The following is a 13,612-nucleotide window of genomic DNA, read 5'->3' as shown; positions in this document are numbered from 1 at the left end:
GCCCGCGCTGTCGCGCATCATCCCGCCATTGCTTCTTCATATTCGCCGGAAAGCATCAGCCATTGCTCTTCGGCGTCGGAAAGCTTGGCAGCCGCCTCGCCACGTTCCTTAACCTTCTGTGCGGCCTTGGCGGGCGCCTTTTCGTAAAGCGCGGGGTCTGCCAGTTCCGTGTCGAGCGCCTGAATCATTTTCTCAAGCTTCGCCGTCAGGGATTCGATTTCGTTGATCTTTTTCTTGAGCGGCGCAAGCTGCGCGCGCTTTTCCGCATTCGCCTTGCGTTGATCTGCCTTCGACGCCTGATCGGGAGCGGCCTCGGTCCTGTCTTCCTTTTTCTTGCCGGAGGAGACGACGATGTCGCGATATTCCTCCATGTCGCCTTCAAAGGTTTTGACGGTGCCGTCGGCAACCAGCCACAGCCGGTCCACCGTCGCTTCAATGAGATGCCGGTCGTGCGAGATGAGGATGACCGCGCCGTTATAATCATTCAGCGCCTCGATCAATGCCCGGCGGCTGTCGATGTCGAGATGGTTTGTCGGTTCGTCGAGAATGAGCAGGTTCGGCGCATGGAAGGCGGCAAGCCCCATCAGCAGCCGGGCCTTCTCGCCACCGGATAGATCCTTTGCCGCCGTCGCCATCTTTTCCGTTGCAAGGCCCATCTGCGCCACGCGTGAGCGCACCTGCGCTTCAGGCGCCAGCGGCATCAGCTTGCGCACATGTTCGACCGGCGTTTCGTCCGGCACGAGGTCATCCAGCTGGTGTTGCGCGAAGAAACCGATCTTCAGGCCGGGAGCGGTGCGAAGATCGCCAGCCTGCGGGGCAAGCCGGCCGGAAATGAATTTCGCGAAGGTGGATTTGCCATTGCCGTTGGAGCCGAGCAGCGCAATGCGATCGTCATTGTCGATGCGCAGATTGAGCTGCTTCAGGATCGATTTGCCCGGTTCGTACCCCACGGCACCGCCATTGATGGCGACGATGGGCGAGGCGGGCTGCTTTTCCGGCTCGGGGAAGGTGATTGGCTGGACGTGGTCCTCAATCACGGCGGCAACGGTGCCCATGCGCTCCAGCGCCTTGATGCGGCTCTGGGCCTGCCGCGCCTTGGTGGCCTTGGCGCGGAAGCGGTCGATGAAGCTTTGCAGATGTTTGCGCGCAGCGTCGCTTTTGACCTTGGCCTTCATCTGCAATTCGTCGTTTTCGGCCTTCTGCCGCTCGAACTGGTCGTAACCGCCGCGATAGAAGGTCAACTTCTTCTGGTCCAGATGCACGATGGAATTGACGGCATTGTTCAGAAGGTCGCGATCGTGGCTGATGATGATGACGGTATGCGGATAGCGGCGAATATATTCCTCCAGCCACAGCGTGCCTTCGAGGTCGAGATAGTTGGTCGGCTCGTCAAGCAGCAAAAGGTCTGGCTCGGCAAACAGCACGGAGGCGAGCGCCACGCGCATACGCCAGCCGCCGGAGAAGGAGGAGGCGGGGCGAAGCTGCGCCTCGTGGTTAAAGCCGAGACCGGCAAGAATGCTGGACGCGCGGGCTTCGGCTGAATGCGCATCGATATCAACGAGCCGCATCTGGATTTCGGCGATCCGGTGCGGATCGGTCGCGGTTTCCGCCTCCGCCACAAGGGCGCTGCGTTCCTTGTCGGCGGAAAGCACGATTGATATCAGTGATTCTTCCGTTCCCGGCGCTTCCTGCGCCACCTGGCCGATGCGCGCCTGTTTGGGAATGCTGACCGAACCGCTTTCGGCTGAAAAATCGCCGGTAATCACCTTGAACAGGGTGGATTTGCCGGCGCCGTTGCGGCCAACGAGACCCACCTTCACGCCGGCGGGCAGCGCCACGCTGGCATGGTCGAGAAGCAGGCGCCCGGCGATGCGGGCGGAAAGGTCGGTAATCGTAATCATGGCGCCGTTTTGGCCGAACTGCGTGGCCAAGGCAAGAGCGCCCGCGCCACATCGGATCATATATGGGCGTTTGAAGCGCGTCGGTTTAGGCGGAATTGTTGGGCCTGCGTGCAATCTTTGGTTTTGCGCGTTTTTCGGGCGCAAGACCGCGATGCATTTTCACGGGAAATGCTCTAACAGCCGAGCTGGGCCAGATAGCTGCTGCGGCTGTGCTGGGCCAGGTCCCGGGAGTAGCCGACAACGCAGTTGCGCGTGCCGCAGCGTGCCGAAAGCAATGCAAGTTCGGCATGGCTGAAAAATTCGGCGGGTGTGGCGGTGCCATCCACCGCCGCGACGCCTATAGAAACCGTCAGATGTTCGCCTTCTCCTTCGCTGGTCACGAAGCGCAGCGCCTCCACACTTTGCCGCAGCCTTTCGGCAATCGCCTCGGCGGTATTTTGCGAGACGTTGGCAAACAGAAAGGCGAACTCATTGCCGCCGATTCGGGCAACGAAATCGTCCTTCTTGATGGTCTTACGGAAGAGCGCCGCAAACCGCCGCAGCGCCTTGTTGCCGGCGCTGGCGCCATATTTGCCATTGATTTCGCGGAAGCGGTCAATGTTGAGCAGCATCAGCGAGGTGGCGGACGCCGCCTGATCGCCGGCGAAAAGGTCTGCGAGCTTTTCGAGGAAAGCCGCGCGGTTGGGAAGCGCCGTCAATGCGTCCCGCACGGAACTCGCCTGCAGTTCGGCCCGGCGTTTTTCAACCTCGCGGATCTTCATCAGCCCCATGGCGATGAAGTGCCGCAGGCTCGTCTGTTCCTCATGAATGTCGCCCATCAATCGAGCGAGCCGCTCGATTGCCGGCGGCTCCTGATGATTTTCCTCGGCAAGGCTGGCGATGAATGTTTCGGCGCGCTGCACGCCGGCTTCCAGCCGCGCTGAAATCTGATTCAGCGTTTCAAAGGCCTCGTTGGCCATCTCCTCGGCCTCGATCTTCGAAAAGCCGGGGAGATTGTGTCTCTGGCCGATAATATCGATTTCATGCTGCTGCGGCGCGTTGCCAAGGGCCAATATATCGCGCCCCATGGCCGGGTTGTGCCCCGACAATATTTCATAGATCAATTCGTAATTGCGCGGCAGCGGAGCAATATTCATCCTGGCGATGAACTGCGTGATCTTGGTAACGACAAGACCGTTTTTTGACTGTTCGCGTTTTTTATCGCCAGCAGATGTCGTCACCGTCAGCCCCAAAAAGATAATATTTGTGAATTCATCGAAATATTCAGTTTCCGAATGCGGCTATTCCTACACGCGACGGTTTAAAATAGACTAAATTCGCGGACTGTTTTCGTCACCTTGATGCTGGAATTCCCGTCCGGCGGGGTGCTTATGGCTTTTGATCGATAACATGATTAATGCTGATTTGATTTCAGGCCATTGCCGTTCTTATATCGCTGCATCGATATAGCCAAAAAGGGTGCTGCCCATGACAAACTCCAGAACCTTGTACTCGCTGTGTGGAAGCGACATTTCCCGGCCGTTTTCTCCCCATTGCTGGAAAACCGTGCTGTCGCTGGCGCATAAGGGGCTGGATTTCGAGGAGCGCCCTTTGCCCTTCACGGTCATACCGACGGTTGAGGACGGTTTTTCGAGGACGGTGCCGATCCTGCGCGACGGCGAGCAGCTGGTGAGCGACAGTTTCGAAATCGCGCTTTATCTGGATGACGCCTATCCCGAGCGGCCGTCCCTGTTTGACGGGGAGGGCGGCAAGGCAATGGCCCGCTTCGTTGAAAGCTGGTCACAGACGGTGCTTCACCCGGCTATTACCCGTATCGCCCTGCTGGATATCCACAATATGCTGGATGAGCCGGATCGCCGTTATTTCCGTGACAGCAGGACGAAAGCGCTCGGCCGCCCGCTTGAGGATGTAGCGGCGAACCGCGAAGCGGAAATCGCGGCCTTTCCGGCATTGCTGGCGCCGATCCGCCGCATGTTGAGCTTCCAGCCGTTTATCGGCGGCACGTCGCCGCTTTTTGCCGATTACATCGTGTTCGGCGCCCTGCAATGGGCAAGGATCACCACCGGCGCCGATCTGTTTTCCGATAATGACCCGGTGCGGGACTGGTTCGAAGGTTGCCTTGATCTCTATGATGCAAGAGGCCGCAGTGTGACAGCGGCGTGAAATGTCTCGCGCCATTATCGCAATATGGTCTATCCCCCTTGTTTTCGGGCCTTTGGGCGGGTAAAGACCGCCCACTTTCTATATAGGAAAAGGAAACGGACACATGGCGATTGAACGCACATTTTCGATGATCAAGCCGGACGCAACAAAGCGTAACCTGACGGGCGCGATCACCAAGGTATTTGAAGACAACGGCCTGCGCATCGTCGCCTCCAAGCGCGTCTGGATGAGCAAGCGCGAAGCCGAAGGCTTCTACGCCGTTCACAAAGAGCGTCCCTTCTTCGGCGAACTCGTTGAAGGCATGACCTCCGGCCCGACCATCGTTCAGGTTCTGGAAGGCGAAAACGCCATCCTCAAGAACCGCGAAATCATGGGCGCCACCAACCCGGCCCAGGCCGCTGAAGGCACCATCCGCAAGTCCTTCGCGCTCTCCATCGGCGAAAACTCCGTTCACGGTTCCGATGCTCCGGAAACCGCCGCACAGGAAATCGCCTACTGGTTCGCCGAAACCGAAATCGTCGGCTGATTCAAAATATCAACGGCTTGAATCGCCCTCTCAGGCGATCGCACGAAGCTGCTGAAAAGATTCGATGAAACGGAGCCGAAAGGCTCCGTTTTTTGTTCAAGATGCAGGACATCCCTGCACCGGCCGCATATCCGTCGTACCGTCAGGTTTGAATACCTCCGGATTGGGGGTGTAGAGCGGCCCGACCACCAGCGGTTTGGCGGGAAGAAGCGACTGGTCCGTGTCGGAGTGGATCGTGGTCTCGATCGTCTGCAGAATATCGCCCTCCGGCCCCTTGATACGGATGGTGACTTTATAGGGCCGATCCTGCTTCACGCATTCGATCGGCGGGCTTTGAACGGTGATCTTTTCGTCTGCTGGAAAAATCCTGTCGCTCGTCGTCAGGTCAGGACCACCTCGGGGATTTTCGAATGAGGCCTCCACCGTGCTGCCGTCGGCAATGGGTGCAACGCGCTGCAGGGTCACCAGATAGGTGGCAATCGCCACGCGATAGTTGAAAACGAACATCCGGCCCGAAATCTTCGCGACCTCACGCGGTTCGTCGCGCTGGCAGCCGGAAAGACCGAGCGTGGCCACAGCCGCCAGCAATGGAAGGGCGATCCTGTTCATGTCTGCGCCTCCTTTGTCCGGTGGTAATGCCGGCTGGCTTTCTGCCGGTTGCCGCAGACAGTCATGTCGCACCAGATCCTGCTTCTGTTCTTGCTGCGATCGATGAACAGCCAGCCGCAATTGCCGCAGATCCGCAGCCGTTCCCGTGTCTCTGCCGCAAGCAGCGACAGGGCGGAGTGGGCAGTGGCGTTGCCGAGACTTTCGGCCGCCGGAAAGGCGCGCAAGGCCGTGCCGCAGGCGAAAAGAAGGTCCGCCAACCTGGCGTCATCATCGCCGGCACCCATGATCGAAGAGCGAAAACAATCGTCGATCGCCTCTCGAAGCTTGAGAAGGATTGGCCGTTGCTCCGCTTCGGGTGCGTTGAGCGCAGGAAACCTGTCGCGCTCCGCGCCAAGCCGTGTCGATGCCTCGGCAAAAGTGGCGATCTGTTCGGGCGCAGCAAAACGGTCAACCGATTTTGCGGCGTCTGAGCGCAGGATCACACTATTGGCGACATCAAGCGCCAATGCGCCGCCTGCGAAACGATGAGCTGTCCAGCGAAAGGTCATGCCGCATATTATAACTGTCAAAGCGCATTTTAACAGTTATAATAATGCTGGGAGGATGCGCATGGCTTATTTCCTGCAACAATTGCTGAATGCCGTGCCGGTTGCCGCCCTCTATGCGGTTCTGGCCTTCGGTTATGCCATCGCCTTTTCGGTCACCAAACGTGCGGATGTCACCTATGGCGCCATATTCGCCTTCGCCGGCCAGACCTGCCTGTTATTTGCCGATTTCGGCTGGAACCGGCTATGGCTGGTTCTGCCGGCCACACTGGCGCTTGGGGCGGGGGCAGGCCTGTTCGGCGGGTTGTGGGCTGCGGGTTTCGTCGGCAGGGCGGTGATGCGGCCGCTGGCGAAAGCCTCTCCCAACGCGGTGACTGTCGCCTCCATCGGCGTGCTGATTGCGCTTACCGAAAGTGCAAGGCTCGCCGCCGGCACCCGGCAATTATGGCTGCCGCCGCTTTTGTCGCAACCGGTGCGCTTTTGGAGCGATGGCGGCTTTGCCGTGACCCTGACGCCGATGCAGATGCTGAACACGGCGGCGTTTGGACTGCTCGTCCTCTCAGGGTCCGTTTATCTCGGCCGTTCCGCTTTCGGCAGACGATGGAAAGCCGTTTCGGATGATCCGCTTGCGGCATCGTTCTGCGGTGTCAATGCGGGCCGGGTGTTCCTGCTGTCCTATTGCGCGGCAGGACTTGTTGCCGCCATTGCCGGGGTGCTGGCCACCTTTTATTACGGCACCATGGATTTTGGTGCCGGTCTCGTCTTCGGCCTGAAGATCGTGCTGATTTCGGCGGCGGGTGGTTATGCCAGCCCGCTTATCTGCGGCCTGGGGGCCGCTGCGGTGGGATTTGCGGAAACTCTATGGGCCGGTTATGGCCCAATTGTCTGGCGCGATGCGGCGGTACTGGCGCTTCTGGTCGGCTGGCTGATCGTCATGCGCAGCAGGGTGGAAGCGCCTTGAGGCATTTCCGGGAAAAGCGGACTCCGGTTCTCCGTTCGGAAACATCGGAAAAGGCGATGGATTACCGCCACCTGTCCTTCGCCGCATCGTCGGTCGTCTTGGCTGATACCCAGTTCCGCGCCGCTCCATCCTTGCCATGTTCCTTCTTCCAGAACGGGGCGGAGGTCTTCAGATAGTCCATCACGAAATTTGCGCCGTCGAAGGCCGCCTGCCGGTGGCTGGAGGCGGCGATGACGAGAACGATATTCTCGCCGGCGGCAATCTTGCCGTGACGGTGGATGGCGGTGAGACCAAGAAGGCCGAAACGTTCGATGGCGAGTTTGGCGATGCGGGTGATTTCCGCTTCTGCCATGCCGGGATAATGTTCAAGCTCCAGCGCCGTAAGCGCGCCGCCATCGTCGCGGCAGAGCCCGGTGAAGGCGACGACCGCCCCGATACTTTTGTCGCTTCGCGTTAGCCGGCGGGTTTCCTCAGTGGCGTCGAAATCCCCGGCCTGTACGCGGATCGTCGGCTGCACGGCTTTCTGCATCCGCTCATCCCCCGGTCATTGGCGGAAAGAGACCGATCTCGCGCGCGCCGACGATGCTTTCGTCATGCTCGACATGTTCCTGATTGACGGCAACGCGGATCACATCCGGAAATTCGAAAGCCGACTCGTAATTTTCGCCACGGGTTGTGAGCCATGCGATCAGCTCACCGGCCGTGGTGACGGAGGAGGGGATGTCCAGCTCCTCCTCATCGGTGCCGATCTTCTCGCGCACCCAGGCGAAATAAACGATCCGTGTCATCAGTCTTCGTCCACGATGTGCTTGAGACCGGCCTTGAAGTAATCATAACCGGTATACATGGTGAGCGCAGCCGCAAGCCAGAGAAGCGTAATGCCCATCTCGGTCGTATAGGGCAGGACCTTGTCGCCCGCCGGGCCGGCCAGCAGGAAGGCGATGGCGACCATCTGGATCGTCGTCTTCCACTTGGCGATGCGCGTAACGGGAACGCTGACCTTCAACGCCGCCAGATATTCACGCAGGCCAGACACCAGAATCTCACGGCAGAGAATGGTGATGGCGGCCCACAGCGACCATCCGGCAATAGTGCCGTCTGCGGCCATCAACAGCAGGACGGAGGCGACCAGCAGCTTGTCGGCGATCGGGTCGAGCATCCGGCCGATATTGGAAGTCTGGTTCCAGATGCGGGCCAGATAACCATCGAGGAAATCGGTCAGCGAGGCGATGATGAACAGCCAGAGCGCCGTCCAGCGCGCAAAATCTGAGCTTTCCAGCTTGCCCTCGATGAAGAAGCACAAAACGATGACAGGAACCGCGAGGATGCGGCCATAGGTCAGAAGATTGGGGATGCTGTATGCGCGCGAAGCCATGGGAAACCTGTCAGTCAAAGATCAGCTGTCTTGATGCCGCCCCTGACGCATAGGGTCAACATGTGATTATGTTTTTTTAGCAGTTCGCCACGACGGTGCGGTATCAATCGCCGCCGCTCTCGTGGAAGTGATTGTAGATTTGCCGCGCCACCGCCTCGGAAATGCCGGTGACGGCCATCAGATCATTAAGGCCGGCGCGCGAAACCGCCTTCGCCGTGCCGAAATGCTGCAGCAGGGAGCGCTTGCGACCGGGACCAATCCCCGAGATTTCATCGAGCGGATTGCGTATCATTTCCTTCTTGCGCCGCGCCCGGTGTGAGCCGATGGCGAAACGGTGGGCTTCGTCGCGCATGCGCTGGATGAAATAGAGCACGGGATCACGTGGCGGCAGGGAAAAATCGCTGCGTCCATCCGCGAAAAAGCGTTCGCGGCCGGCATCGCGGTCCACACCCTTGGCAACGCCGATGGCGGTCACACAGTCACGAATGTCGAGTTCATCGAGGATGGCGCGCACCGCTGTCATCTGTCCCTGGCCGCCATCGATCAGGATCACGTCCGGCCACGTGGGGAAGGGCATGTCGGCGGCTTCCTCCGGTGTTGGGGTCCGCTCGCGGTCAGGCTTGCCCTCTTCCTTCAGCAGGCGTGAAAAACGGCGGGTCATCACCTCGCGCATCATGCCGAAGTCGTCACCCGGGGTGATGTCGGTCGATTTGATGTTGAACTTGCGATACTGGTTCTTCACGAAACCTTCCGGTCCCGCCACCACCATGCCGCCCACGGCATTGGTGCCCATGATGTGTGAGTTATCGTAGATCTCGATGCGGCGTGGCACATAGGGAAGGCTGAAGGTTTCTGCGAAACCTTTCAGCAGCCGTGCCTGCGAAGAGGTTTCCGCCAGCTTGCGGCCATGCGCCTCGCGGGCATTGGCAAGAACATGGTCGGTAATGTCCTTTTTCTCGCCGCGCTGCGGCACGCTGATCGTGACCTTGTGCCCGGCTTTTTCGCCGAGTGCTGCGGCCAGCAACTCCTGCTCCTCCACGGTTTCGGAAAGCAGGATCTGTTTCGGCACCGGCTTGTCGTCGTAAAACTGCGCAAGGAACGCGTTGAGGATTTCCGAGCCGGGCAGGGAGGGGTCGGCCTTGGGGAAATAGGCGCGGTTGCCCCAGTTCTGGCCGGTGCGGAAAAAGAACACCTGAATGCAGGAAATGCCGCCTTCGTGATGAATGGCGAAGACATCCGCTTCCTCGATTCCGGTCGGATTGATGCCCTGGTGGCTCTGGACATGTGAAAGCGCCGCCAGCCGGTCGCGATAGACGGCGGCGCGCTCGAAATCGAGATCCTCGGCCGCCTCGTTCATCTGCCGCGCAATGGCGGTCTTGACGCTCTGGCTCTTGCCGGACAGGAAATCCTTGGCTTCCTTGACGAGTTCCGCATACCCCTGATCGCTGATCTCATGCGTACAGGGGCCGGAACAGCGCTTGATCTGATAGAGGAGACAGGGACGCGTGCGGGTCTCGAAAACGCTGTCGGTACAGGTGCGAATCAAAAAGGCGCGTTGCAGCGAATTGATTGTGCGCCCCACGGCGCCGGCCGACGCAAAGGGTCCGAAATAATCGCCCTTGCGCGCCCTCGCACCCCGGTGCTTGAAGATCGCCGGGGCGCGATTGTCGGCGGTGATGAGAATATAGGGAAACGATTTGTCGTCACGCAAAAGCACGTTAAAGCGCGGCCGCAAGCGCTTGATGAGGTTGGCTTCGAGCAGAAGCGCCTCTGTCTCCGTGCGGGTGGTGACGAACTCCATATGGGCGGTGAAACGCACCATCTGGGCGATGCGGTTGGAATGCACGCGGCCCTGGGCATAGTTGCCCACACGCTTCTTCAGCGAGCGCGCCTTGCCAACGTAAAGAACGTCACCGGCCTCGTTGAACATGCGATAGACGCCCGGCGAGTTGGGCAGGTGTTTGACGAATTCGCCGATGAGGTCCATGCCCTTCAGGCCGGATTCGTTCTTCCAGCCCGCATTCCAGTCCATGCCCACGGCGTCGCGCGCAGCCTCCGCCGCTTCTGTCGCGGCAAGGCCTGCATCGTCGTCTTCGTCGTCGGTTTCATCGAAGAGAATACCGCCATCAGGCAGCTTCTTTCCGTTCATTCAGGTATCTCCGCCACGTCAGGGGTTTCCCAGCCAAGGTGCTGGCCGCCGTCGAGCGCGATCATTTGTCCGGTGACCGACGGCGTATCATAAAGAAAGCGAATCGTCCGCCCGAACTCGTCGGGTTCAGGACCACGCTTTAATATAAGGCCGTCGATCTGCGCCTGAAAGTCCTCGGGCGCCTGTCTTTCGCTTTTGAAGGAGGGACCCGGCCCGATGGCGTTCACCCGCACACGCGGCGCAAAGCTCTGCGCCATCGTTCGTGTCGCAGTCCAGAGGGCGGATTTCGAAAGCGTATAGGAATAGAAACGTGGTGTGAGCGCCAGCACGCGCTGATCGATGATATTGACGATCAGACCGGATTTATCGACAGGCAATTGCTCCACAAAGGCAGCGGCGATGAGGGACGGTGCCCGCACATGCACGGAAAAATGCGTATCAAAGATCGCCGGATCGGGTTTATCCGCGCTGTCGTCCAGAAAAACCGAGGCATTATTGACCACGACGCCGATGGGGCCGAGGGCGGAAGAGGCCTGTTCGACAAGCGCCATTGTCGGCGCAGATTGTGTCAAATCCGCCTGAACGGCAACGGCTTTGCCACCATTTTGCCTTATTTCGTTAGCGAATTCCTCCGCCTGCGCCATCGATTCATTGGCATGGACGGCAATCGCAAAGCCATGGGCGGCCATATCGGCGGCGATCGCCCGCCCAAGCCTTCGGGCGGCTCCGGTTATCAAGACTGTCTTTTGTATATCTTCTTTCACGGCGGACCTGCATTTGCTCATACACGCCCTATGTGCTGGATATAAATGCAAATCGCAAGCTGTCCGTCAGCCCTAAAAGAATTGGGCGATTTTTTATTCGCAATGCAATTTTGATTTAATTTAAATATAACTAAGTTTAAAGCCGATCTATTGCTGATTAGGCTTCTGTTAGGGTTAATAAAACCCTTGTGGCAATTAGGCAACGTCTAATTCTAGTCACGTCTCTGCCCCAAACAATTCACATTTTGGCTCTTTGATCTCCGCATTCTCCCATCAAGTTCAGTTTCCAGAGGGGCGATTAACCCGACGATTTTTACACCGCGTCTGAAAACAATGTTTTGAGTGCAGAGCGGTCCTGAAAGGAGAATAGCATGCGTATTTTCGTAGCAACCCTTATGGCTTCGACCATGGCAGCTGCCGGCTTTTCGGCTGCTTACGCCGCTGACGCCGTAAACGAAGTGCCGCAGGCACCGGTGTCCTACGACCAGCCCGCACCGGTCAAGGATTGGTCCGGCGCTTACCTCGGTGGTACGGTCAACTATGACTGGGGCCGTTTCAGCTCCAGCAATGACGGCCGTGATGCCAAGGGCTTCGGCGGCGGCCTCTACGGTGGTTACAACATGCAGAGCGGCCAGATCGTTTACGGTGCTGAAGCAGACGTGAACCTGGGCGACGAGAAGGGCTCCGCCGGTACGGTTGCCGGCAATGCCATCGAAGGCAAGCAGGGCGTCAACGGCTCGCTGCGTGGCCGCGTTGGTTACGACATGAACCCGTTCCTGCTCTATGGTACGGCCGGTCTTGCTGTCTCCGACAACAAGGTGCGTGACGCGACCTCCAAGGACAGCGCTACCGCCCTCGGCTATACCGTTGGTGCAGGTGTTGAAGCCATGGTGACCGACAACATCACCGCCCGTCTGGAATATCGCTACAGCGACTACCAGAAGAAGGACTACGGTCTCGACTCCGGCGCATTCTCGCGCGGTTTCGACGATCACTCCGTCAAGGCCGGTATCGGCGTCAAGTTCTGATCCTTCACGGATCGGTAAAGGAAAAGCCGGGGCGCAAACCCCGGCTTTTTTGTTTTTCTGGCCTGTCGGGAGCGCCCGGCGACGTGGGCCGGGCACCATTCCGCTTCGCCTCAGGCGGCTGCCTTCATTTCCGCATAGGCTTCGAAGCGCTTGCCGAAAGTCTCTGGCCATTGTGACAGCGCATCGCGTCCTTCGGCCCATTCACCGGCAAAACGCAAGTCGAGATAACCGATCATCGCTGCCAGGGCGAAATGGCCGCCATGCAGCTTCTTGCCGGTCTTGGGCAGGTTCGCGTTGAGATGATCGAGGCCCCGGACCACTTTTTTCCACTGCTTGTCGATCCACGGCTGATGGAGCTTGTCTTCCGGGCGAAAACGGCGCTCGTAAACGATGGCCAACAGGCAATCCATGATGCCGTCGCAAAGCGCTTCCAGAATTTCCGCTTCCGTGCGCTTGCCGTCCTTTTTCGGGTACAGCTTGCCGCCGGAAAGACGGTTGAGATAATGCATGATCGCCACGCTGTCATAAACCGAGCCGCCGTCATCCAGCAGCAGGACCGGGATTTTGCCGAGCGGATTATTCTCCATCAGCGTGGCGGGCTCGGCGCTGGCGTCGACGCGCACATCGGTAATCTCGATGCCGAGATGGCGGGCGGCCATGCGCACCTTGGCGGAATAGGGGGATGCGGGCGAATAAAGCAGTTCCATGGTTGGGTCCTATGGGGTTGACTAGCGTATCGGGATGATTTCGGTTGAGCCGGCGCGGCAGCCTTTGCGGTCAAGCTCGGGGCAGTCGCGGAATGTCATGTCCCTGTTGAGGCAGATCCGTACCTCTTCCAGGCGCTTTCCATCACAGCTGATCGAGATGCCGCGTTTCGAAAGGCCGGGATTGGCGTCGGTGAAGGCGGTTTCGATGGCGTCGGCGGAAAGGGTGGCGGCTTGCGCGCCCGAGGCGATCTTGCCCGGCAGCGTCACGGCTTCAAAGGCGGCCCGCGTCACTGAAAAATAATCTTTCTGCGACAGGCCGGAACAGGAGCCGTGTTTGCGCCACTGGTGGCCGATCAGCCCCATGGAGGGCATGATATCGAACATGGTGCGGCCGATGGCGTCCGGTACACGGTCCGGTTCGCCGCTTTTGCAGAATTCGGGATAGCCGTTTTCATTTTGCGGCCAGAGCCCATGCACGACAAAGCCGTAACGCCTGTCGCTGCCGCATTGCTGGCGATTGCCGGAACCTTCCGAACTGGCGCAGAATGCCGGCGACCAGGATAATGACAGCACGTAAAAATCAAAACCCGTGCCGCGAGGGGCGGGGTTGGTGACCGTGTCACGCCGGGAAGTTTCGGGCTGGGAGTGCCCGGCGGGTTGCGACGGGGGATACATGGTCCAGCCATTCGAGGAATTGTTTGAGGCGGGTTTTTCCTGCGAGAACCAAAGGGCCGCAAGCGACAGAAGACCGAAGGCGATGAAACCGGCATAACGCTTCATTCCGTGCACGCTCTCCGGAAAATGGAAGACCTCATATCGCCTGCTGGCGACAAATCGGTCTTACATAAATTTGTGAACGAGGCAAACGGGCAAAAAGGTTGAAA

At 59.1% G+C, this 13,612-nt stretch carries 15 protein-coding genes; 4 read left to right on the top strand and 11 right to left on the bottom strand.

Going from position 1 to position 13,612, the window contains the following annotated elements; all coding sequences use genetic code 11:
* Positions 1 to 17 precede the first annotated feature (17 nt).
* Positions 18 to 1,901: a ribosomal protection-like ABC-F family protein gene (gene abc-f, locus ACQZ5F_RS07655; protein ID WP_052820382.1), complete on the bottom strand. Its 1,884-nt coding sequence runs from the start codon at positions 1,899 to 1,901 to the stop codon at positions 18 to 20.
* A gap of 173 nt (positions 1,902 to 2,074) precedes the next feature.
* Positions 2,075 to 3,121 carry a GGDEF domain-containing protein gene (locus tag ACQZ5F_RS07650; protein ID WP_225339966.1) on the bottom strand — a complete coding sequence of 349 codons (1,047 nt, stop codon included), beginning with the start codon at positions 3,119 to 3,121 and terminating at the stop codon, positions 2,075 to 2,077.
* A 247-nt stretch (positions 3,122 to 3,368) separates the two neighbouring features.
* Here ACQZ5F_RS07650 and ACQZ5F_RS07645 point away from each other — a divergent pair, with 247 nt between their 5' ends.
* On the top strand, positions 3,369 to 4,064 hold the full coding sequence (locus ACQZ5F_RS07645) for a glutathione S-transferase family protein (protein WP_052820359.1): 696 nt from the start codon (positions 3,369 to 3,371) through the stop codon (positions 4,062 to 4,064).
* A 103-nt stretch (positions 4,065 to 4,167) separates the two neighbouring features.
* Positions 4,168 to 4,590 carry a nucleoside-diphosphate kinase gene (gene ndk, locus ACQZ5F_RS07640; RefSeq protein WP_003502118.1) on the top strand — a complete coding sequence of 141 codons (423 nt, stop codon included), beginning with the start codon at positions 4,168 to 4,170 and terminating at the stop codon, positions 4,588 to 4,590.
* Positions 4,591 to 4,686: 96 nt separating this feature from the next.
* Here ndk and ACQZ5F_RS07635 read toward each other — a convergent pair whose 3' ends face one another.
* Positions 4,687 to 5,199 carry a hypothetical protein gene (locus tag ACQZ5F_RS07635; protein ID WP_225339965.1) on the bottom strand — a complete coding sequence of 171 codons (513 nt, stop codon included), beginning with the start codon at positions 5,197 to 5,199 and terminating at the stop codon, positions 4,687 to 4,689.
* The gene (locus ACQZ5F_RS07630) at positions 5,196 to 5,747 is read right to left on the bottom strand and encodes a CGNR zinc finger domain-containing protein (protein WP_225339964.1); all 552 of its coding nucleotides are present in this window, start codon (positions 5,745 to 5,747) and stop codon (positions 5,196 to 5,198) included. Before ACQZ5F_RS07630 ends, ACQZ5F_RS07635 begins: the two co-directional genes overlap by 4 nt.
* A 61-nt stretch (positions 5,748 to 5,808) precedes the next feature.
* On the opposite strand from ACQZ5F_RS07630, the gene ACQZ5F_RS07625 reads away from it, so the two are divergent.
* A complete protein-coding gene (locus ACQZ5F_RS07625) occupies positions 5,809 to 6,705 on the top strand; it encodes a branched-chain amino acid ABC transporter permease (protein ID WP_137083978.1) in 897 nt (298 codons plus the stop codon).
* Between the two features lie 61 nt (positions 6,706 to 6,766).
* On the opposite strand, the gene ACQZ5F_RS07620 is transcribed toward ACQZ5F_RS07625, so the two are convergent.
* The 5 genes from ACQZ5F_RS07620 to ACQZ5F_RS07600 form a co-directional block, all read right to left on the bottom strand.
* Positions 6,767 to 7,234: a molybdenum cofactor biosynthesis protein MoaE gene (locus tag ACQZ5F_RS07620; RefSeq protein WP_225339963.1), complete on the bottom strand. Its 468-nt coding sequence runs from the start codon at positions 7,232 to 7,234 to the stop codon at positions 6,767 to 6,769.
* Positions 7,235 to 7,238: 4 nt separating this feature from the next.
* Complete coding sequence (gene moaD, locus ACQZ5F_RS07615; protein WP_225339962.1) at positions 7,239 to 7,493, bottom strand: molybdopterin converting factor subunit 1; 255 nt, start codon at positions 7,491 to 7,493, stop codon at positions 7,239 to 7,241.
* A complete protein-coding gene (pgsA, locus tag ACQZ5F_RS07610) occupies positions 7,493 to 8,080 on the bottom strand; it encodes a CDP-diacylglycerol--glycerol-3-phosphate 3-phosphatidyltransferase (RefSeq protein WP_046798832.1) in 588 nt (195 codons plus the stop codon). Before pgsA ends, moaD begins: the two co-directional genes overlap by 1 nt.
* Before the next feature lie 103 nt (positions 8,081 to 8,183).
* Positions 8,184 to 10,229: an excinuclease ABC subunit UvrC gene (gene uvrC, locus ACQZ5F_RS07605; protein ID WP_052820365.1), complete on the bottom strand. Its 2,046-nt coding sequence runs from the start codon at positions 10,227 to 10,229 to the stop codon at positions 8,184 to 8,186.
* Positions 10,226 to 11,014: an SDR family oxidoreductase gene (locus ACQZ5F_RS07600; protein ID WP_225339961.1), complete on the bottom strand. Its 789-nt coding sequence runs from the start codon at positions 11,012 to 11,014 to the stop codon at positions 10,226 to 10,228. The genes uvrC and ACQZ5F_RS07600 overlap by 4 nt, the downstream gene beginning before the upstream one ends.
* A 350-nt stretch (positions 11,015 to 11,364) precedes the next feature.
* On the opposite strand from ACQZ5F_RS07600, the gene ACQZ5F_RS07595 reads away from it, so the two are divergent.
* Entirely contained in the window at positions 11,365 to 12,021 is a 657-nt protein-coding gene (locus ACQZ5F_RS07595) for an outer membrane protein (RefSeq protein ID WP_046798835.1), read from the top strand.
* Between the two features lie 110 nt (positions 12,022 to 12,131).
* Here the strand turns inward: ACQZ5F_RS07595 and ACQZ5F_RS07590 are convergent, their stop codons facing one another.
* On the bottom strand, positions 12,132 to 12,728 hold the full coding sequence (locus ACQZ5F_RS07590; protein WP_046798836.1) for a glutathione S-transferase: 597 nt from the start codon (positions 12,726 to 12,728) through the stop codon (positions 12,132 to 12,134).
* Positions 12,729 to 12,749: 21 nt separating this feature from the next.
* On the bottom strand, positions 12,750 to 13,508 hold the full coding sequence (locus tag ACQZ5F_RS07585) for a ribonuclease T2 family protein (protein WP_052820367.1): 759 nt from the start codon (positions 13,506 to 13,508) through the stop codon (positions 12,750 to 12,752).
* Positions 13,509 to 13,612: the final 104 nt, after the last annotated feature.

It is taken from the genome of Agrobacterium sp. 22-210-1, assembly GCF_053522525.1.
This window is presented reverse-complemented; position numbering and strand designations above follow the sequence as displayed.